Raw genomic sequence first — 21,192 nt, 5'->3', positions numbered from 1 at the left:
ATGAAGCGATGGCTTTCCCGCTGGGGCAGTGTCGCCCTGTTGGCCGCAGCATTCTCCCCAGTGGCGATGGCAGCCAATGCGATCGATGTCTATCGTGACCCGTCGTGCGCCTGTTGCGGTGCATGGATGGCTTATCTGCGTACGCAGGGCTACGTCGTCGCGGTGCATGAGAACCAACCGATGGCGGCAGTGAAGACGCGATTCGGTGTGCCGGCCGATGCCACGTCCTGCCATACCGCGCTGATTGATGGCTATGTGATCGAAGGACACGTGCCGGTCGAGGACATTCGCCGTCTGCTCGCCGAGCATCCGGACGCCCGGGGTCTGGCGGCACCGGGTATGCCGATGGGCTCGCCCGGCATGGAGATGGGTGCGCCGGAACGCTATGACGTGGTGTTGATCGGCCGGGACGGAACGTCCCGCGTCTTTGCCAGCCACGGTCCGAAGGCGTGATCGCCGTGGCCGGTGGACGAACCACTCGTTCGTGTGCCGGCCACGCTCGTGGACGAACCACTCGTTCGTGTGCCGGCCACGCTCGCACAGCATGGGCCCCTGACATCCCAGCATGGTTTGGAGAGTGACGATGTTCCTGCAGCCGATCGATATTTTCGTCTACGCGTGGCTTGCCATCGCCGTGCTCTCGGCGCTGTATGTGGCGTGGGATCAGTTCCGCGGCAATCCCGAACCCACAGTCATGAAGTGGGGCTTCGTCCTGATCACGTTGTACATGGGGCCGATCGGACTATTGCTCTACGTGATGGCCGACAAGGAACCCGCACCGGGCACGCACGAGGCGTTCGTGCGGCCGTTGTGGAAACAAGGCGTGGGTTCGGCCGTGCACTGTGTCGCCGGTGACGCGACTGGCATCATTCTCGCCGCGGTGGTGGTTTCCCTGATCGGCCTGCCGATGTGGGCCGATCTGATCGTCGAATACGCCGCCGGCTTCCTGTTTGGCCTGCTGATTTTCCAGTCGCTGTTCATGCGCAAGATGATGGGCGGGTCGTATCTGGAAAACGTGCGCAAGTCGTTCATGCCCGAGTTCATTTCGATGAACGCGATGATGGCCGGCATGGCACCGGTCATGGTGCTCTTGATGATGGGGCGCGACATGCGCGCGATGTGGCCGGGAGAGCCGCTGTTCTGGTTCGTGATGTCGCTGGGCGTCACGGCTGGTTATGCGGTGACCTATCCAGTCAACGTGTGGCTGGTGTCGCGCGGCATGAAGCACGGACTGATGACGGTGCGCGACGATGCCCCTCCCCAGCACGATGAACGGCCGCAGGCATCGACGAGCGCGTCGCACGATCATGGCGCGATGGCGTCGATGCCCGCCGATCACGTAATGTCGGCGGTCACGGGAAAGGATGACGGCAAGCATGGAATGCACGACGCGTCCTCCGGCCACGGCATGCACGGCGGCGGCAAGACGCCGACCCGCGCGCAGCTCATCGCGGTCACTGCCTTCACCAGCCTGATGCTGATCGCCGGCATGACGCTACCCTCCGCCTTCGTCAACATGCGGTTGTCCGCGCACGAGGTCGGCAAGCTGATCATGCCGCCGGGCATGATCACCACCCAGGAAACCCCGGCCGCGACCATGCGCGACATGGCAGGTATCGATCCGCGTACCAGCGTGTACACCGCACCGGTCGCTGCCCAAGGCGATCAACTGCTGCAGCCGCAGATCGTCGAGGGGGTGAAGGTGTTTCACTTCAACCTCGAAGTGATCCAGTGGAGCATCCTCGCCGATCGACCGGTGAACGCTTATGCGGTCAATCGCCAGGTGCCCGGCCCACGCATCGAGCTGGAGCAAGGCGATCACGTGCGCTTCGTGGTCACCAACCATCTGCCGGAATCAACCACGCTACATTGGCATGGATTGATCGTGCCCAACGCGATGGACGGCCCGGCCATGGTCACGCAGAAGCCTATCGCGCCCGGCGCCACGTTCACTTACGACTATGTGGTGCCACAGGTCGGCACCTACTTCTATCACTCACACGATCATCCGGATCGCCAGCAAAGCCTGGGCCTCTACGGCGCACTCATCGTGCGTCCCACGCACAACTTGGAGAACCTCAAGCGCCTCGCGGCGCTGCACCTGCCGCCGGAAGAGGTAACGGCGGCGGCCGATCCGGCGAAAGAAGTGAAAGCCGACCACGAGTACACCCTCCTGCTGCAGGAATGGCTGGCTCGTGACGGCATCACCTATCCGGCGATGAACATGGAAGGCGGTCTACCCAACTACTTCACCATCAACGGCAAGGCCTACCCGTCGACCGATACGGTAAAAATGCGCGTGGGCGAAACGATCAAGATCCGCTTCATCGGCAGCAACACCAATTTCGTGCATCCCATGCATATCCACGGCGGGCCGTTCACCGTGGTCGCACGCGATGGCGTTGACCTACCCAAGGATGCGCAGTTCCAGGCGGACACCGTGAATGTCGGCCCCGGACAGCGTTACGACGTGATCTGGACCGCGCGCAAACCGGGACGCTGGCTGGTGCACTGCCATATCCCGCACCATACGACCAACAACAACCAGGAGCAGCAAGGCGGCGGCGGCTTGATGATGGTGCTCGATGTGCTCGACGCCAACGGACATTCGTTGCCAATGCCGCCACAGTAAGAGCGACTTTTGGCCGTGACGCCCGAAGGCACGAGATCCTCGTTCCGGGCCTGCCGGCCGCATCCCTCGGGAATGGCGCCGCCTGTGACCGCGTTCCGCCCCATGTCGTCGAGCCGCCCACGATTGACACCACATCCACCTCGCCGCTTACACGTGCTTGCACATCAATCGACGTCAATCCATTGCCATCGTCATGGGAGGCTACATGAACACTCGCCATCACCACACGGGCGCCAACAAACACGGACACGGCGCCCATCCCGGCTCGGCGACAACCGCGCTTGATCCGGTCTGCGGCATGCGAGTCGATCCGAATCAAACGGCTTACCACGCCGAGTATCAAGGAGTAACGCGCCACTTTTGTTCGGCGCGCTGCCGGGAGCGCTTCGTGGCTGATCCGGCCAAATATCTGTCCGGGCAGCCCGATGACGCCTCCGCGGAGGCACCGGCGGGAACGATGTACATCTGCCCCATGCATCCGCAGGTACGCCAGGAAGATCCCGGCATTTGCCCCATTTGCGGCATGGCGCTGGAGCCGGAAATGCCGGGGCTGGACGACGAGGACCAACCCGAACTGCGTGATTTCAGCCGTCGCTTCTGGTGGACCTTGCCGGCGACGCTGGTGGTGCTCGTGCTGGCGATGTTCGGCCATTACTTACCCCGGTTGCCGGTGAACACCCGAACCTGGATCGAACTGGTACTGACCATGCCAGTCGTGTTGTGGGCAGGCTGGCCGTTCTTCGTTCGCTGCGTGCAGTCGATCCGCAACCTCAGTCCCAACATGTGGACCCTGATCGGCATCGGCGTTGGCGCGGCGTTCGGCTACAGCATCGTTGCCACCCTCGCACCGGACGTGTTCCCGGAGTCGTTTCACGAACATGGCCGCGTGGGTGTCTATTTCGAAGCCGCCGCGGTGATCGTCTCGCTGACCCTGCTTGGGCAGTTGCTCGAACTGCGTGCCCGCTCCAAGACCTCGACTGCCCTGAAAGCCCTGCTGGGGCTGGCGCCAAAGACTGCGCGTCGCCTGCGCGACGATGGCGGCGAGGAGGATGTCGAACTCGGCCACGTTCACGTCGGCGATCGCCTGCGGGTACGCCCCGGCGAAAAGGTGCCGGTGGACGGCGAAGTGATCGAGGGACGCTCCCATGTCGACGAGTCGATGCTGACCGGGGAACCCGTCCCGGTCGAGAAGTCCATCGGCTCCAGCGTGATCGGCGCGACCCTCAACGGCACTGGCAGCCTGGTGATCCGGGCGGAGAAAGTCGGTTCGGCGACGGTGCTGTCGCAAATCGTGCAACTGGTCGCCCAGGCGCAACGCTCACGCGCACCGATGCAGCGCATGGCTGACAAGGTGGCTTTCTGGTTCGTGCTGGCGGTCCTGGCGATTGCCGTCGCCACCTTTGTCGTGTGGGGGCTGTTTGGACCGGAACCGTCGTGGACGTTCGCGGTGCTCAACGCGATCTCGGTCTTGATCATCGCCTGTCCCTGCGCGCTGGGACTGGCCACGCCGATGTCGATCATGGTGGCGACCGGCCGTGCCGCCGGGGAAGGCGTGTTGTTCCGCGATGCCGAGGCGATCGAGAACCTGCGCAAGATCGATACCCTGATCGTGGACAAGACCGGAACCCTGACCGAGGGACGTCCGGCATTCCATACCGCACTCGCGGCCAAAGGGTTCACTGAGCAGGAGGTGCTGCGCCTGGCGGCCAGCCTCGACCAGGGCAGCGAGCACCCGCTGGCCGACGCGATCGTCGCGGAAGCCCGCCATCGTGGCCTGGCACTGGAGACGCCGGAGAGCTTCGAGTCGTCCACCGGCATCGGGGTGCGCGGCAAGGTGGGAGGCGCCACGCTGGCGATCGGCAACACCGCGCTGATGCACGAGGTCGGAGTCGATGCCACCGTTCTTTCCGTTCCGGCCGAGGAGCTGCGCCGAGCCGGTGCCAGCGTGATGTATTTGGCGGTCGATGGTGTCCTGGCTGGCCTGCTCGCGGTCGCCGACCCGATCAAGGCCAGCACTGCCAACGCCATCGCGGCGCTGCACGAGGCGGGCTTGAACATCGTGATGGCCACCGGCGACGGCGTTACCACGGCCCATGCGGTCGCACGCACCCTGGGCATCGACGAAGTCCATGGCGAGGTTCGCCCAAAGGACAAGATCGACCTCGTGCGAGAGCTGCAAGCCAAGGGACATCGGGTGGCGATGGCTGGCGACGGGATCAACGACGCACCTGCACTTGCCGGTGCCGATGTCGGTATCGCGATGGGCACCGGCACCGATGTGGCGATGTCCAGCGCGCAGGTGACACTGGTGAAAGGCGATTTGCGTGGCATCGTGCGGGCACGGTCGATTTCCAACGACACCGTCGCCAACATGAAGCAAAACCTGGGCTTCGCATTTCTCTACAACGCATTGGGTGTACCGGTCGCGGCCGGCGTGCTCTACCCCCTGACTGGCCTGCTGCTCAGCCCCATGATCGCCGCTTTGGCGATGAGTTTGAGCTCCGTGTCGGTGGTTGCCAACGCATTGCGGCTGGGCCGAAAGCGGCATGGCTGAAATGACCAACGCCGGCGAGCGGAGCGAACCCGGCGCAATGCCTTCGCCGGTCGACGGACAATCCGTAGTTGATTCAAGTCAAGGAAACCTTGATATTATCCGAGATAAAGTGGTGTCCATGGCCCGTCCTTTCCGCATGCATCGCACCACACGTCGCCGCCTCTTCTGGCTGGTGACGCTGCTGATGCTTTGGCAGCAGACGGCACTGGCTGCTTATATCTGTCCGACTGTGCCCGAAGCGGCGACGGCGACCGCGTTGGTAAACTCGATGCCGGGCATGGACGACGGCTGTGTGCAGCATCAGGATACCCCCGCCAGCCCGTTGTGCCAGAAACATTGCGTGCCCGAGCACGTCACGCAGGTTGAAGCGCACACCGCATCGGTGCCGCTGAACCCATTGCCGGCCATGCCGCCGATGCTGATATCGGTCGCGGCCGTTACGCTGCCATCGAATCGCGCGCTCCAACGGATCGGGCATTTGCGCGCGCCACCACCTCCGCCCATATTGTTGTTCTGCTCACTCCTGATCTGATCTGACACGTCGAGGCATTGACGTACGTGGCGTCGCGTCTGCGTGGCGCGCCGCAAACCGCAGATCGACGGAGTATTCATCCATGTTGTCCATTCATTTCGCTCGGCACCTGATGGTGGCGGGCTTGGCCACGCTCCTGTGTGGGGCCGTGGCTGCGGCGGCGCAGGCCGCCGAACCGCCGCTGACGCTGGAAGCGGCCGTGCAGCACGGCCTGGCGCGGGCGCCGCAACTCGATGCGCGTACCGCCGACACGGTGGCAGCCCGCGAGGAAGCCGCGCGGGCCGGGCAGTTGCCGGATCCCACCCTGACGTTCGGGCTTTCCAATTTTCCCGTCACCAGCCCGGGCGCTTTCAGCTTGCGTTCGGAGGGGATGACGGCGCGCACCGTCGGCGTGATGCAGGCTATCCCATCACGCACGGCGCGTCGCGCGGAGCGCGCCTTGGCCAGCGCCCGGATCGATGCGGCCCAGGCCGATCGCGTGGCCACCGTGCAGAGTGTGCGCGAGCGCATCGCCGATGCCTGGATCGACGTATGGGTGACCGAGCAGCAGCGATCATTGCTGGCTGCCTTGCATGATGAGGCGGGGTTGGCTGTGCGGATAGCGCAGGCACGCTTGCGCGGCGGCGAAGGCAACGCGACGGATGTGCTGGCCGTCCGAGCCGAGGCTGCCACGCTGGATAACCGTCTGGAAGCGATTGGCGCGGATCTCGTCGCCGCCCAAGCCGGCCTGCAGCGCTGGCTTGGTCCGGGCGTTTTCGATCTGGCCGAGGCCCCGGATTTTGGTCGACTGCCGGTCACCGCAGATCACTTGGAGCAGCGCATCGACCAACAGGCGCCGATGCAGGCGTGGCAGGCACGCGAGCAAGTTGCGCAGGCGGCGCTCGAGCAGGCGCGTGCGGCCAAGCACCCGGACTGGAGCGTGACTGCCAGCTATGGTCGGCGCGCCCCGGGCCTGTCGGACATGGTGATGCTGGAGGTGGGCGTCAGCCTGCCGCTGTTCACGCGCAACCGGCAGGACCGCGGCATCAGCGCCCGGCAGGCGCAATGGGATGCGGTGCAGGCCGATCACGAGGACGCGCGGCGCGCCCAGCGCGAGGCAGTCACACGCGCCGTAGCGACGTGGCAGGGATGGAATCAGCAAGTCCAGCGCTATCAGGACACCCTGCTGCTGCTGGCGCGTGACCGCGCGCAAACCGCGCTGGCCGGCTATCGCGGCGGCGGCTCGTTGCAGCCGTGGCTGGATGCCCGTCGCGCCGAGATTGAGTTGCGTCTGAATTATGCCGATGCGCTTGCCGCCCGCGCCCGGTTATGGGCCTCGCTGGCTTATCTGTTGCCTACCTCGGAGACGACGCCATGAAGCGTGCACCGATAATCCTAGCCAGTGTTTTGCTGGCAGCCCTTTTGCTTTTGGTGGGGTACTTCGGCGGTCGTCGGCATCCGCCAGCGTCGTCCGCTCAGACAGGGTCCGCTATGCCTGCTGCCCACGGCGGCGACAAAAAAATCCTGTACTGGTACGACACGATGGTGCCGCAGCAGCATTTCGACAAGCCGGGCCTGTCGCCGATGGGCATGCAGATGGTGCCCAAGTATGCCGACGAAGGCGTGGCCAAGGATGTCGTCAGGATCGACCCGGCGACGGTGCAGAATTTGGGTGTGCGCACCGCTTCGGTCGAGCGTCGTGTGCTGGCATCGGCGATCCGGGTGCCGGGCACCATCACCTGGGATCTGCGCCAAGCCACCACCATCAGCGCACGCACCGATGCGGTGGTGAGCAAGCTGGACGTGCGCGCACCCTACACCGCGGTCAAAGCCGGCGAACCGCTGGCGGAGTTGTTGGCGCCGCAATGGAGCAGCGCACTGGCCGAATATGCTGCGCTTCAACAGGCGCACTCGGCCGACGCAAAAGGCCTTCGCGCGGCTTCGCGGGAACGCCTGCAGGTGTTGGGCCTGACCCCCGAGGATATCCGGGCGGCTCGTCATGGTTCGGGGGCCGCGATCACGCTGCACGCCCCGCAGGCGGGCGTCGTCACGACACTGGATGTGCGTGAAGGTCAGCGCGTCAGTGCGGGCCAGACCCTGATGACCGTGAACGGCCTGTCCACCGTGTGGATCGAGGCCGCCCTGCCGCAGGCGGCGGCAGGTGCAGTGCACAGCGGCACGCCCGTCACCGTCACGGTCGATGCACTCCCAGGTCGATCGTTCCACGGCATCGTCGAAACCTTGTTGCCGGACGTCGATGCCATGACGCGCACCCAGCGCGCCCGCGTCGTACTCGCCAATCCCGGCGAGGCCTTGAGTCCGGGCATGTTCGCCACCGTGCAACTCGACCCGACTCCCGACGCGGCGGTGCCGGTGGTGCCGGACGACGCGCTGATCGCGACGGGGACCCACACACGCGTCATTCTCGCCGAGGGGGACGGATACTTTCGTGCCGTGTCGGTCCGTGCCGGACGCGCAGCCGCCGGCTATACGGAAATCCTCGACGGCCTCAGCGGCGGCGAGAAAGTCGTGGTCTCTGGCCAATTCCTTATCGATTCCGAAGCGAGCCTGTCCGGCGCGCTGGAACGCCTGAATGACACTTCGGCGCATCCGGCACGGGCGGCGAGTACGCCCATGCCGGGCATGCCGATGGGAGGCAAACCATGATCGCCGCCCTGATTCGCGCGGCGATCGCACATCGGGTGTTCGTGCTGTTGGCTGCACTGGCCTTGGCCATGATGGGCATGTTCTCGGTGACGCGCACGCCGGTCGATGCGCTGCCCGATCTGTCCGACACCCAGGTGATCATTCGCACCAGCTATCCGGGGCAGTCGCCGCAGGTAGTCGAGGATCAAGTCACCTATCCGCTGGCCACCACCATGCTGTCGGTGCCGGGCGCGACGACCGTACGTGCGTTTTCGTTTTTCGGTGACTCCTACGTCGACGTGCTGTTCGATGACAGCACCGACCTGTACTGGGCGCGCTCACGGGTACTGGAGTACCTGAGCCAGGCACGCGATCGCCTGCCGGCCGGCGTCACGCCCGCCCTCGGTCCCGACGCCACGGGACTGGGCTGGATCTACGAATACGCCTTGGTCGATCGCACCGGCCAGCACGACCTCGGCCAGCTGCGCGCGCTGCAGGACTGGTTCCTGCGCTATCAGCTCAAGACGGTGCCGAATGTTGCCGAGGTGGCCACTTTGGGCGGCATGGAACGCGCCTGGCAGGTCGTGCCCGATCCGCAGGCGCTGGCCGCCCGAGGCATCACGGTGGCGCAGCTGGTCGATGCCATCCGCGGTGCGAACGGCGCCAACGGCGGCTCGGTGATCGAACAGGGCGAAGCCGAACTGATGGTGCGCAGCGAAGGCTATCTGAAGAGCCGCGCGGACTTCGAAAACGTCCCCATCACGACCAACGCCGGCGGCGTACCGGTGCTATTGCGCGATGTGGCGACGGTGCGGCGGGGTCCGACGTTCCGCCGCGGCCTCGCCGAGCTGGATGGCCAGGGCGAAGTGGTCGGCGGCATCATCGTGATGCGCACGGGCAAGAACGCCAAGGCCACCATCGCCGCCGTGAAATCGCGATTGGCGGAACTGCAGCGCAGTCTGCCGGCCGGCGTCGAGATCGTGCCTACCTATGACCGCTCGCGACTGATTGATGCGGCGGTGGAGAACCTGTGGGGCAAGCTGCTGGAAGAGTTCCTGATCGTGGCGCTGGTCTGCGTGTTGTTTCTATGGCACCTGCGCTCGGCGCTGGTGGCCGTGATCACGCTGCCCTTGGGCGTACTGGTTGCCTTCATCGCCCTGCATCTGCAAGGCGTCACGGCGAACCTGATGTCACTCGGAGGCATCGCGATCGCGATCGGCGCGATGGTCGATGCCGCGATCGTGATGATCGAGAACACGCACAAACATCTGGAACATTGGCGTAGCGCGAACGACGGACGTGAACCGCAAGGCGCGCAGCGATGGTCGTTGATCGCCGATGCCGCCGCCGAGGTGGGGCCCGCGCTGTTTGTGAGCCTGTTGATCATCGCGCTGTCGTTCGTGCCGGTGTTTGCGCTGCAGGGCCAGGAAGGCAAACTGTTCAAGCCGCTGGCGTTTACCAAGACCTACGCGATGGCGGCGGCGGCCGGGCTGGCGGTGACGCTGGTGCCGGTGCTGATGGGCTATCTGATCCGCGGGCGCATCCGTGCCGAGCGTGACAATCCGCTCAACCGCGGCTTGATCCGCGGCTACCGGCCGCTTCTTGAAGCCGTGCTGCGCCATCCGAAAGCGACCCTGGTGCTGGCCGGTGTGCTGCTGCTCACCGCGATCATTCCGATGACCAAGCTCGGCAGCGAGTTCATGCCCGCGATGGACGAAGGCACGTTATTGTACATGCCCACCGCATTGCCGGGACTGTCCGCCGGCAAGGCCTCGCAGTTGCTGCAGTTGACCGATCGCATGATCAAGACCGTGCCGGAGGTCGATCACGTATTCGGCAAGGCGGGGCGCGCCGACACGGCCACTGATCCGGCGCCGCTGGAGATGTTCGAGACCACGATCACCTTCAAGCCGAAGGACCAGTGGCGGCCCGGCATGACCATGGACAAGATCAAGGCGGAGCTGGACAAGGCCGTGCACGTGCCGGGACTGACGAACTTGTTCGTGCCGCCGATCCGCAATCGCATCGACATGCTCTCCACCGGCATCAAGAGCCCGATCGGCATCAAGGTGCTGGGCACCGATCTGGCCGCGCTGCAGACCGTGGCCGATCGGATCGAGACGGTGGCGAAGACCGTGCCCGGTGTCAGTTCGGCGATTGCCGAGCGTCCGACCAGTGGTCGCTACGTCGATGTGGCCATCCGCCGTGATGCCGCCGCACGTTACGGGTTGACCCAGGAGCGCGTGCAGCAACTGATCGCGACCGTGGTCGGCGGCGACCCTATCGGTCAGACCGTCGAAGGGCGCGAACGCTATCCCATCGTGGTGCGCTATCCGCGTAGCGAACGTGACTCGGTCGAGGCCTTGCGACGGCTACCGATTGTCGCCGCCAACGGCGCCCAGCTCGCGCTGAGTCAGGTGGCTGATATTGCCGTAGTTGCAGGACCGTCCATGCTGAAAAGTGAGGGTGGCCAGTTGGCCACGTATGTCTACGTCGATACGGCCAGCAGCAACCTCGGTGGCGTGGTCGCGGATCTGCAGCGTGCGGTGGCACAGCAGGTCACCTTGCCGCCGGGTACGACCGTGGCTTGGTCCGGTCAGTTCGAATACCTGGCCAGTGCCATGGAAAGACTCAAGGTGGTGGTGCCGATCGCCCTGATCATCGTCTTCTTGTTGATCTATGCCGTCTTCCGGCGCGTGAGCGAAGCGGCGCTGATCATGGCCAGTGTGCCGCTGGCACTGGTGGGCGGCCTGTGGTTGATCTGGTTGCTCGGTCATGCCGTGTCGGTGGCCACGATCATCGGCTTCATCGCGTTGGCCGGCGTTGCTGCCGAATTCGGCGTGGTGATGCTGCTTTACCTGCACCATGCGTGGGAGCACCAGCTTGCGCTCAATCCCCACGCCGGCCCAGAGGCGCTTGACGAAGCGATCCGTGAAGGCGCCGTGCAGCGCGTGCGCCCGAAGGCGATGACCGTCGCGGTGATTCTGGCCGGTCTGTTTCCCATCCTTCTAGGCCATGGCGCAGGTTCGGAAGTGATGCAGCGCATAGCCGCCCCGATGATCGGCGGCATGGTCACTGCACCCTTGCTATCCATGCTCGTTATACCCGCGGCGTATCGCCTGCTGGTCCGTTATCGGCTGCGTAAAGCCAGCAAGACAAACGCCACACTTCACTCCAACCCACAAGGAAACTGACCCATGAAAAAGCAATTCATCACCCTTGCGATTACCGCTGCGCTGTTCACCGCTCCGGTGTTTGCCAACCCTCAGCAGATGGATCCGAATATGCCGGGCATGGCAGGGATGCACGAAGCCACACCCGCCGATGTGCAGGGCGTGGGCGTGGTCAAGGCGATCGACACCGCCAAAGGCGCCATCACGCTGCAGCATGAGGCGATTGCCGCCATCGGCTGGCCGGCCATGACGATGCCGTTCAAGGTGGCGTCGCCCGAGTTGCTGAAACACGTGAAGGTGGGCGAGAAGGTGCAGTTCACCTTTCGTCAGGCCAGCACGGGCAGCACGGTGACGGCGATCCGTCCGGCACGATGACAGACCACGTCGCCGGCTGGCCCAACTGTTGAGGGCTAGCCGGCGGTCGTGAAAGCAGTGCCGCCACGCACGTTATGCGTGCACGTGGCGGTGTTTGTTGCGGTTGTCATTGTTTGAGAACGACCATGAAATCGTTTGCTGCTTGTCTCAGCCTCCCGCTGCTGCTCGCGGGCCTCACCATCGACCGCGTAGCTCATGCCACCGATGCTTATGCCGACGGTTGGGTTGGCCATGTGGATGGCCAGCGTTTGGACGTCTGTTATCGTGTCGCGCCGCTGCCAGCAGTCGGTGCGCGGGTGCAGGTCATGCGGACATCCTTTGTGATTCCCAACAAGGGGCAGCCTCGTCAACAGTTCGCGGTGGCGGGGTATGCCACGGTAACGTCGATTACGGATGCGCATTGCGTGCGTGCCGAGCTGATCCAGGGCACGGCACAGCGGACAGATCACGTGCGTCTCGCGGGCTGAACGGATGCGGTGACGAGACCGCCAAGGCCACATACTCCGCGGTGGGAAATAGCGGAGCGGCCAAGGCGTGACTACAACATCCAGCCGAAGTGCTTCACCGGTGTCCTGCCTGTCGCACTCTGCCTGCCGCCATTTCAGCAGGCATGCAGCGAGGCGATCAGCGGGCAGGACACGCTGCGCTGACGCGTACCGCATTGTTCGACGAGTGCAGCGAGGGCCGTCTCCATGCGGGTGAGGTCGGCCAGCCGGCTGCGTACATCGGTCAGCCGCAGCGCGGCCAGAGTGGCCGCTTCCGTGCAATGGGTGCCGTCCTCCAGTCGCAGCAACTGCGCCACCTCATCGAGGCTGAACCCCAAGCGCTGCGCGGATTTCACGAACTTCACCCGTGCTACCTCCGCGTTGCCGTAGCGACGGATGCCGCCCGGCGGACGGACGGGCTCCGCCAACAGGTGCTTGCGCTGGTAGAAGCGGATCGTTTCGACATTGACCCCGGCTGCCTTGGCGAAGGCACCGATGGAAAACGTATTCTGCGTGGAGGACATGAGCTTGACTCCGTACTTGACTACGGGAATACCTTAGGCCATCGGCATTCCACGCGAAAGGAGAACCCTATGTCCCTGCTCACTCGGCTGGCCGACAAGGCCGGACTGATCGGCAGTGTCGTCTCGGCCGCGGCCTGCGTGAATTGCTTTCCCGCCTTGGCCAGCCTCGGCATGGCGATCGGACTGGGCATACTGAGCCCGTATGAAGGCCTGTTCATCCGCATCCTGCTGCCGGCGTTTGCCGCCATCGCCCTGCTCGCCAACGCGCTGGGCTGGCTCAGTCACCGGCAGTGGCCGCGCGCCGCGCTCGGCATGCTCGGCCCGTTGCTGGTGCTGGTGGCGGTATTTGTGATGCGGGCCAGTGGCCATCGCACCGGATGGCTGCTCTATCCGGGCTTGCTGCTGATGGTGGCGGTGTCGATCCGCGATCTGCTGGCGCCGGCTCCCAGCGCATCCTGCCGCACGGTCAACGATACCTTGGATGGCCGCTGAATCGACACGATAGATACCGGCACAGCGAAGACTCTGCCGACACTTCACCCTCATTTTTCCGGCGAAACACATGACGACCGAGCTCATCCTGCAGAGCACGCTGACCTGTCCGTATTGCGGCCACCAGGCCAGCGAGACCATGTCGACCGATGCCTGCCAGTTCTTCTACGACTGTGAGGGGTGCGGCGAATTGCTCCGGCCCAAGGCGGGCGACTGCTGCGTATTCTGCTCGTACGGCAGCGTGCCGTGCCCGCCGATCCAGCAACAGAAGTCGTGCTGCGGGTAGACCATCCTTCATAGGGGTCAAACGGTGCCGGTAGGGGGCTGTCTGAATCCATCACGACCGGCGCCCAAATGAAATTGTCTAACAGCGCGGCTGTCGTATAAACTAGGAAGATGTATTGGTCTGCACCATCACTGTTGACTCGCCTGCGCCGCCACCGCGGATTGTGGGTGTTGGCCGTGGCCGTGTTGCTGATCAAACTGGTCAGCGGATCGATCTGCGGGGCCGATGGACCGGGGGCGCGATTCGCTTCGGCGACCGCTGCTGCCTCGACCACCTTGTTGGCGGATACCGCCGTCAGTACGGTATCGGCTGACGATGCGAACCCCTGTCTTCTGGGTGAAGGGCGCAGCTGCCATTGTGCCTGTGCGCATTCGGTGACATTGCCGGCCAGCACGCCGCTTCCCATCGCCATGATGGAAGCACGCTTCGCACCGCTCACCCTCCATTCGGGATTCACGCCGGCCACGACCGGCTCGCTGCTGCGCCCTCCCATCGTCTGAACCCGTTCCGTTTCGCGACACCACCGCCTGTGCGGTGCGTCGCCTCGTGATCGTTTTCAGGAGATGGCTTCATGTCTGTTTTACGTTCGGTGCCGATCGGCGCCGTGTGTCTGTTGTATGCGGCGATGCTCGGTGCCGCCCCCGTATCCCATCCTTCCTCACCGGTAGCTTCCCCGCCGACATCGTTGGCGACGTCTCCATTGCAGGATGCGGTGCGCCGTATCTGGCAAGCCAGCCCCGAGGTGCAGGCCGCGCGGGCAGACCTTGATGCTGCCCAAGCCCGTGCGCGTGCCGCTGCGCAGCCGCTGTACAACCCCTCACTGTCGCTCGATGCCGAGAACGCGGACGTCAATCGGCGCACGGCCGGCATCAGCCTGCCGCTGGATCTGTCCGGCAAGCGTCGTGCCCGGACCAGCCAGGGTGAGGCCGACCTGCTGGCTGCCGAAGCTGGGTACAACCTGCTGCGTCGTGACGTCGCCACCCGCTGGCTGAAAGCGTGGTCGACAGCCGCACTTGCGGCCCGACAGAGCGAGCTGGGTCAGCGTCGCCTGGCGCTGATGCAGCGCTTCGATGACTTGGCCGCGCAGCGACTGAAGGTCGGCGACATCAGCAGTCCGGAGCGCGATCTGGCCGGCTTGGCCTTGGGCGAGGCGCAGGTGCAACAGGCGACGCTCGCGAGCAATGAGGCCGCGGCCCGTGCGGCGCTGCTGGCCATCAGCGGCGATCAACTGACCACGCTGCCACCGTTGCCCAAGGGCCTGTCACCGACACTCGACAGTGCCGCGCCGTTGCCCGTCGACGAGCTGCCGGAACTGCGTCAGGCCCGCGCCCAGCAAGCGAGTGCCGAGGCCGGCGTGCAGGTTGCCCGCCGGGCACGCATTCCCGATCCCACACTCAGCTTGACGGGTGGCCAGGTGCGCAGCGGGCCACGGACCGATCAGGTGATCGGCGTGAGTGTGTCCATTCCCTTGCCGGTGCTCAATACCGGACGCGCCGAAGTGGATGCCGCTCGTGCGGAAGCCGATGCGGCCGCCGCGGGCGTGCGCTCGCGCCAGTTTGTCCTGCGTGCGGGGCTGCAGGAAGTGCAAGCGCGCTATGCCGCCTTGCGGGGGGCCACCGAGGCCTTTCGCAGCGGTCGCGCCGCTGCGTTCGAGGATCGCACCGCATTGCTGGAAAAACTCTGGCGTGCCGGTGAAATCAGCACCTCCGATTACCTCGTGCAGCTCAAACAGAGCTTGGATACCGCGTTGTCCGGCCAGGAACTGGAAAGCCAGACCTGGCAGACCTGGTTCGACTACCTCACCGCTGCGGGCCGTCTGACCGACTGGCTCGATGGCCGCACTCAGGACGGCCGCAATCAGGACATTACCCGATGAATATCTCTCTTTTGAAACGCAGCCTGCTGGGCATGGCGCTGCTCGCTGTGCTGGCCGGCCCCGTCATGGCGCAGGAACCGGCTCCCACCAATCCGCTGGTGCTCGATGCCAAGGCGATCAAGGACGCCGGCATTGTCCTCGACAAGGCCGCTCCACGTGCGCTGACGGATGAACTGAAAGCGCCCGGCGAAGTGAAGGCTGACGCGTACTCCACGGTGCTGGTGTCACCGCGGGTGGAATCGCAGGTACTCGCCCGCAAGGCCCGGCTTGGCGACGTCGTGAAAACCGGCGCACCGCTGGTGGTGCTCTCCAGCGTCGAGGTGGCCGCCACGCAAGGTGCGTTGATCGTCGCCGAACAGGATTGGCAACGGATCGCGTCGCTCGGGCCGCAAGCCGTGTCGGCACGGCGCTACAACGAAGCGAAGGTGCAGCGCGATCAGGCGCGCGCCAAGCTGCGCGCCTACGGACTGTCCGACGGTCAGATCGGTGGGCTGCTGCGCAAGGGATCCGCCGGTGCAGATGGCAGCTTCGAGCTGCTCGCGCCGGCCGGTGGTCGCGTCACCACCGATGAGTTTCTGGTGGGCGAGCGGGTGGAGCCCGGCCGCACGCTGTTCACCCTGGTCAAGGAAGATTCGGTCTGGGTCGTGGCGCAGATGGCACCGGCCGATGCCGAACGGGTCAAGCCCGACGCGGACGCCCGCATTCTCGTGCATGACACCGAAATACCCGGCAAGGTCGTGCAGCGCTCGCACCAAACCGATGAACGCACCCGCACGGTGCCGGTGCGCATCGAGGTCGATAACCGCAAGGACCTGCTGCATCCGGGTGAATTGGTTGAAGCGCGCATCGCCGCGGGCAGCGCGGTGCAGAAGCTCGCGGTACCCGCCGACGCGATTGTGCTGCTGCAGAACCAGCCGACTGTGTTCCTTGCCAAGGGCAACGGGACGTTCGAACCGGCACCAGTCATGGTCGGCGATACCCGCGATGGCTGGACGGTCATCACGCAAGGCCTCAAGGCCGGCGACACCTACGTGCGCAAGGGCACCTTCGCCCTGAAGGCCCGTTTGCTGCGCTCGCAGTTGGGAGAAGAATGATGCTGGAACGTCTGGTTGAATTCTCCCTGCGCTACAAGGTGCTGGTGCTGATCATTTTCGTGGTGATCGGCTTTCTCGGCTTCCAGGCGGTGCGCCAGCTGCCCATCGATGCGTTTCCCGATGTCACGCCGGTGCAGGTCAATGTCTACACCGAAGCGTCGGGCCTTGCGGCCGAGGATGTGGAGCAACTGCTGACCACGCCGGTGGAGTCGGCGCTGGCCGGCCTGCCCAAGGTGGAACAGATCCGCTCGGTGAGCCTGTTCGGGCTGTCCTATGTGTCGGTGTATTTCGATGACAGCATGGACATCTACTTCGCCCGCCAGCTGGTCAACGAACGCTTGCAACAGGTCGGCGATCGCCTGCCGGCGGGTTACGGCAAACCGGAGATGGGGCCGAACACGTCGGGTTTGGGTCAGGTGTTCTGGTACACCGTCGAGCGTGCCGACACCACCTTGAAAGGTGCCACGGCGGGCACCGCACCGAACGACATGGACCTGCGTACGCTGCAGGACTGGACTATTCGCCTGATCCTACGCACCGCGCCCGGCGTCGACGACGTCACCTCGTGGGGCGGCCAGGAGAAGCAGTTCCAGGTGCGCATCGATCCGATGAAACTGATCGCACACAAGCTCGGCTTCAAGGAGGTGATCGAGGCTTTGCAGGCGAACAACGCCCAGGTCGGCGGCAACTTCGTTGACGTCGGACGCGAGCAGTATCTGGTGCGCGGCCTCGGGCTGATTCAAAACGCGAAGGATCTGGGCAATATCGTCCTCAAGACGGAAGACGGCACGCCGGTCTACGTGCGTGACGTGGCCACGATCACCGAAGCGGGCGCCCCGCGCACCGGCGCGGTCACGCGGGACGGCAAGGAAGTGGTGATGGGCCAGGCCCTGGCACGCATCGGCGAAAACGCCAAGAGCGTGGTCGATGCGGTCAAGGCCAAGCTCGATACAGTGAAGCAGGCACTGCCGCCCGGCGTGGTGGTCAAGCCGGTGTACGAACGTACCGAACTGGTCAATGCCGCCGTGGGCACTGCCGTACGCGCGCTGATCGAAGGTTCGATCCTGGTGGCACTCGTGCTGTTCCTGTTCCTCGGCGAGTTTCGCAGTGCATTGGTAGTGGTCGTGGCGTTGCCGCTGGCCATGCTGATCGCCTTCATCTGCATGAATCAGGTCGGGCTGTCGGCCAACCTGATGTCGTTGGCGGGCCTGGCGATCGGTATCGGCATGATGGTCGATGGTGCGGTGGTGATGGTGGAAAACGCCTACCGCATCATGGCCGAACGCAAGGCGCATGGTGGTCCGGTGGATCGCACCGCGGCCGTGCTGGCGGCCGCCCGCGAGGTGGCCAATCCGATGGCATTCGCGATCCTGATCATCATCGTGGTGTTCCTGCCGCTGTTCAGTCTGCAAGGGCTGGAAGGCAAGATGTTCAAGCCGATGGCGTTCAACATCAGCTTCGCGATGGCCGGCTCCCTGATCCTCGCGCTGACCCTGATCCCCGTACTCGCCGCACTGGTGCTGAAGCCCAAGGAAGAGAAGGACACCTGGCTGGTGGCCTTCCTGAAGCGCCACTACGCCACGGTACTGGCGTGGTCGCTGGCACGACGCAAGCTCGTGCTTGGCCTCGCCGCTGGTGCCTTGCTCGGCAGCCTCGCGCTGTTCCCGTTCCTGGGCAAGGAGTTCATGCCCAACCTGAAAGAGGGCGCCATCATGTGGCGTATCACCTCGATTCCCTCGGCCTCGCTGGATGAGTCGATCAACATCTCCAAACAGGTGTCGGCGCTGATCAAGCAGAAGTTTCCCGAGGTGGATACCACGCTGGCGATGATCGGTCGCGCTGAAAAAGGCGAGACCGCCGACGTGAACTACATGGAGGTCTACACGCCGCTGAAGCCCAAGGATCAATGGCGCAAGGGCGAAACGCTGGAAAGCATCGAGGAAGCGATGCAGAAGGAACTGTCGGCTGCCTTGCCCACTGCCGTGGTGAGCTATACCCAGCCGATCCAGATGCGCATCGAGGAACTGATCTCCGGCGTGCGGGCCACGTTGGCGCTGAAGATCTACGGCGATGATCTGGGCGAGCTTGATCGCCTGAGCGGCCGCATCAAGAACGTGCTGGCCGGCGTACCTGGTGTGGCGGATCTGGCGTTGGAAGCGAACATCGGCAAGCCGCAGATCCGCATCAAGGTGGATCGCGATGCGCTGGCCCGTTATGGCTTGAACGCCGACGATGTGCTGACCGTGGTGAAGAACGGCATCGGCGGCGAGCCGGTGACCACGTTGCTCGATGGCGTGAAGCGCTTCGATATCGCGGTGCGGCTGGACGATGCGGACAAGGCATCCCTGCCGGCGATCCAGCGAATACCTATCCGCACCGCCAGCGGCGCGTTGGTGCAGCTGTCGCAGGTGGCCGAGGTTAGTGATGCGGAAGGCTATTCATTCATCCGTCGCGAGCAGTTGCAGCGCTACGCCGTCATCCAGATGGATGTGCGCGGTCGCGACATCGACGGCTTCGTCAAGGATGCGAACGCTGCGATCGCCAAGCAGGTGAAGTTGCCCACGGGCTACTACAGCGAATGGGGTGGCGCGTTCGAGAACCAGCAGCGGGCCTTGAAGCGGTTGTCGCTGATCGTGCCGGCGACGATCTTCTTCATCTTCGTGCTGCTCTACACCGCCTTCAACTCGGTGAAGTACGCCGCCTTGATCCTGGCCAACGTGCCGTTCGCCACCATCGGCGGCATCGTCGGGCTGGCTATCACCGGGCAATACCTGTCGGTGCCCTCGGCGATCGGCTTCATCGCCGTGTTCGGCGTGGCGATGTTGAACGGCATCGTGTTGGTGAGCTTTTTGAACGAGCAACGGGAGAAAGGGCTGCCAGTCCGGGAGGCGGTGATTCGCGGCACCGCGTTGCGCATGCGACCGGTGATGATGACCGCCAGCGTGGCGATCCTGGGTCTAGTGCCGATGCTGCTTTCCAGCGGCGTCGGTGCGGAAACCCAGCGCCCGCTCGCCACCGTGGTGGTCGGTGGTCTGATCACCTCGACCCTGCTGACGCTGGTACTGCTGCCGGTGCTCTACGACTGGATCGAAGAACGCGCCGCACGGCGCCTGGCCAAGGAGAACACCCCATGAAAGAAGTGAAGGCATTCATCCACCGCGGCCGCATCGTCGACGTCATCCACGCCCTCGAGGACGGTGGATTTCGTTACCTGTCCGTCAGTGACGTCAAAGGTCTGCTGACCGCGCTCAGCGCCCAGGAGCAGATCTATTCGATGGAGCTGGGCGAACGGGTCACCCGGCAAATCAAGCTCGAAGTGTTCTGCGAGGACGATCAGGCCGAACGCGCGGTACAACTGATTCGTCTGCACGGACGCACCGGTCAGAGCGTGGCCGGCTGGGTCTATCAGAGCACGGTGGATCGGGCATGGCCCATCGACGGTGCCGTGGACTGAAGGCGATGGGCGGGTTGCTCCCGCCCATCCTTCCGGGTGTCATTACATAACGCTGCGGCGGTCGCGTAAGGTGACCGCCGCACGGGAGACTTCGATGAGCACGTCAGAGCCACACAAACACGATCACGATCATCACCACGACCATAGCCACGGCGTGGCACCGGATGCGAACAAGAAATACCTGACCATCGCGCTGCTGTTGCTGCTCGGTTTCATGGCGGTCGAGGTGGTGGTCGGCATTCTGGCCAAGTCGCTGGCCCTGATTTCCGATGCCGGCCACATGCTCACCGACGTGGGCTCGATCGGGCTGGCCTTGGTCGCGATGCGACTGGCCCGTCGGCCGGCCAGCGGTAGCTACACGTTCGGACTCAAGCGCGTGGAAATCCTGAGCGCGCAGGCGAACGGCGTGACCCTGTTGTTGCTGTCAGTCTGGTTCATCGTCGAGGCGATTCGTCGCCTGATTGATCCACCGGTGGTGGAAGGCTTGCTGGTCACGGTGATTGCGGTGGTCGGCATCGGCGTCAACCTGCTGGCCGTTTGGGCGATGAGCAAGGCCAACCGGCAAAGCCTCAACGTCGAAGGCAGCTTCCAACACATCCTCACCGACCTCTATGCCTTCATCGCCACAGCCATTGCCGGCGCCGTCATCTGGTGGACGGGCTGGAATCGCGTCGACTCTATCGCCGCGCTGGTGGTCGCCGGGTTGATGCTGAAAGCCGGCATCGGGCTGGTACGTGAATCGGGACGCATCTTTCTGGAGGCTGCCCCGCGCGGCCTCGATCCGGTCGCGATTGCCGAGGCGATCCGCGCCGTGCCGGCGGTGACCCGGCTAGATGACTTGCACGTGTGGGAAGTGACCTCGGGCATGCCGGCGTTGTCGGGGCACATCTATGTGAACCACGACATTGACTGCCACGACGTGCGCCGTGAGGTAGAAGCCATGTTGCACGATCGCTTCAAGATCACGCACACGACACTGCAAACCGATCATGGAACCACCGACGAATCGGCTGGCGCGGCAGCGGGCTGCAGCTTTGCCTCAACCGGCGGGGCGCATTAAGACACCGCCGCGTTGGCGATGAACGAAACC

Annotated in this window: 18 protein-coding genes; 17 read left to right on the top strand and 1 reads right to left on the bottom strand. The window is 64.4% G+C overall.

Annotated elements, in window-relative coordinates; genetic code table 11:
* The 9 genes from ACVWWQ_RS16335 (at position 1) to ACVWWQ_RS16295 (ending at position 12,358) form a co-directional block, all read left to right on the top strand.
* Entirely contained in the window at positions 1–453 is a 453-nt protein-coding gene (locus ACVWWQ_RS16335; RefSeq protein WP_133952228.1) for a DUF411 domain-containing protein, read from the top strand.
* Between the two features lie 130 nt (positions 454–583).
* Positions 584–2,632, top strand: coding sequence for a DUF4396 domain-containing protein (locus ACVWWQ_RS16330; protein WP_133952230.1), 2,049 nt, complete (start codon positions 584–586; stop codon positions 2,630–2,632).
* Positions 2,633–2,930: 298 nt separating this feature from the next.
* Positions 2,931–5,186 (top strand): heavy metal translocating P-type ATPase, encoded by a 2,256-nt coding sequence (locus tag ACVWWQ_RS16325; RefSeq protein WP_208321653.1) that lies wholly within the window; start codon positions 2,931–2,933, stop codon positions 5,184–5,186.
* Positions 5,179–5,718 (top strand): hypothetical protein, encoded by a 540-nt coding sequence (locus ACVWWQ_RS16320; RefSeq protein ID WP_457383475.1) that lies wholly within the window; start codon positions 5,179–5,181, stop codon positions 5,716–5,718. The genes ACVWWQ_RS16325 and ACVWWQ_RS16320 overlap by 8 nt, the downstream gene beginning before the upstream one ends.
* Before the next feature lie 82 nt (positions 5,719–5,800).
* On the top strand, positions 5,801–7,075 hold the full coding sequence (locus ACVWWQ_RS16315; protein WP_015447602.1) for a TolC family protein: 1,275 nt from the start codon (positions 5,801–5,803) through the stop codon (positions 7,073–7,075).
* Positions 7,072–8,364, top strand: a complete 1,293-nt coding sequence (locus ACVWWQ_RS16310; protein ID WP_133952234.1) for an efflux RND transporter periplasmic adaptor subunit — start codon at positions 7,072–7,074, stop codon at positions 8,362–8,364. Before ACVWWQ_RS16315 ends, ACVWWQ_RS16310 begins: the two co-directional genes overlap by 4 nt.
* Entirely contained in the window at positions 8,361–11,537 is a 3,177-nt protein-coding gene (locus ACVWWQ_RS16305) for an efflux RND transporter permease subunit (protein ID WP_133952236.1), read from the top strand. Before ACVWWQ_RS16310 ends, ACVWWQ_RS16305 begins: the two co-directional genes overlap by 4 nt.
* A gap of 3 nt (positions 11,538–11,540) precedes the next feature.
* Complete coding sequence (locus ACVWWQ_RS16300; protein WP_133952238.1) at positions 11,541–11,891, top strand: copper-binding protein; 351 nt, start codon at positions 11,541–11,543, stop codon at positions 11,889–11,891.
* Positions 11,892–12,016: 125 nt separating this feature from the next.
* Positions 12,017–12,358 (top strand): hypothetical protein, encoded by a 342-nt coding sequence (locus ACVWWQ_RS16295; protein ID WP_133952240.1) that lies wholly within the window; start codon positions 12,017–12,019, stop codon positions 12,356–12,358.
* A 134-nt stretch (positions 12,359–12,492) separates the two neighbouring features.
* Here the strand turns inward: ACVWWQ_RS16295 and merR are convergent, their stop codons facing one another.
* Positions 12,493–12,900: an Hg(II)-responsive transcriptional regulator gene (merR, locus tag ACVWWQ_RS16290; protein ID WP_133952242.1), complete on the bottom strand. Its 408-nt coding sequence runs from the start codon at positions 12,898–12,900 to the stop codon at positions 12,493–12,495.
* A 69-nt stretch (positions 12,901–12,969) separates the two neighbouring features.
* On the opposite strand from merR, the gene merC reads away from it, so the two are divergent.
* The 8 genes from merC (at position 12,970) to ACVWWQ_RS16250 (ending at position 21,162) form a co-directional block, all read left to right on the top strand.
* Positions 12,970–13,392, top strand: a complete 423-nt coding sequence (merC, locus tag ACVWWQ_RS16285) for an organomercurial transporter MerC (protein WP_133952244.1) — start codon at positions 12,970–12,972, stop codon at positions 13,390–13,392.
* 70 nt (positions 13,393–13,462) lie between these two features.
* Positions 13,463–13,678, top strand: a complete 216-nt coding sequence (locus tag ACVWWQ_RS16280; protein WP_133952246.1) for a GDCCVxC domain-containing (seleno)protein — start codon at positions 13,463–13,465, stop codon at positions 13,676–13,678.
* A 134-nt stretch (positions 13,679–13,812) separates the two neighbouring features.
* Positions 13,813–14,178: a hypothetical protein gene (locus tag ACVWWQ_RS16275; protein WP_457383474.1), complete on the top strand. Its 366-nt coding sequence runs from the start codon at positions 13,813–13,815 to the stop codon at positions 14,176–14,178.
* 212 nt (positions 14,179–14,390) lie between these two features.
* On the top strand, positions 14,391–15,554 hold the full coding sequence (locus ACVWWQ_RS16270; RefSeq protein WP_457383491.1) for a TolC family protein: 1,164 nt from the start codon (positions 14,391–14,393) through the stop codon (positions 15,552–15,554).
* A complete protein-coding gene (locus ACVWWQ_RS16265; protein ID WP_133952250.1) occupies positions 15,551–16,648 on the top strand; it encodes an efflux RND transporter periplasmic adaptor subunit in 1,098 nt (365 codons plus the stop codon). Before ACVWWQ_RS16270 ends, ACVWWQ_RS16265 begins: the two co-directional genes overlap by 4 nt.
* A complete protein-coding gene (locus ACVWWQ_RS16260; protein ID WP_133952252.1) occupies positions 16,648–19,782 on the top strand; it encodes a CusA/CzcA family heavy metal efflux RND transporter in 3,135 nt (1,044 codons plus the stop codon). Before ACVWWQ_RS16265 ends, ACVWWQ_RS16260 begins: the two co-directional genes overlap by 1 nt.
* The gene (locus ACVWWQ_RS16255) at positions 19,779–20,102 is read left to right on the top strand and encodes a P-II family nitrogen regulator (RefSeq protein ID WP_133952254.1); all 324 of its coding nucleotides are present in this window, start codon (positions 19,779–19,781) and stop codon (positions 20,100–20,102) included. Before ACVWWQ_RS16260 ends, ACVWWQ_RS16255 begins: the two co-directional genes overlap by 4 nt.
* 94 nt (positions 20,103–20,196) lie before the next feature.
* Positions 20,197–21,162 carry a cation diffusion facilitator family transporter gene (locus ACVWWQ_RS16250; RefSeq protein WP_133952256.1) on the top strand — a complete coding sequence of 322 codons (966 nt, stop codon included), beginning with the start codon at positions 20,197–20,199 and terminating at the stop codon, positions 21,160–21,162.
* Positions 21,163–21,192: the final 30 nt, after the last annotated feature.

Source organism: Rhodanobacter sp. TND4EL1, assembly GCF_054061035.1.
Note: the sequence above shows the minus strand (reverse complement) of the source record. Positions and strands in the feature narration are given on the sequence as shown.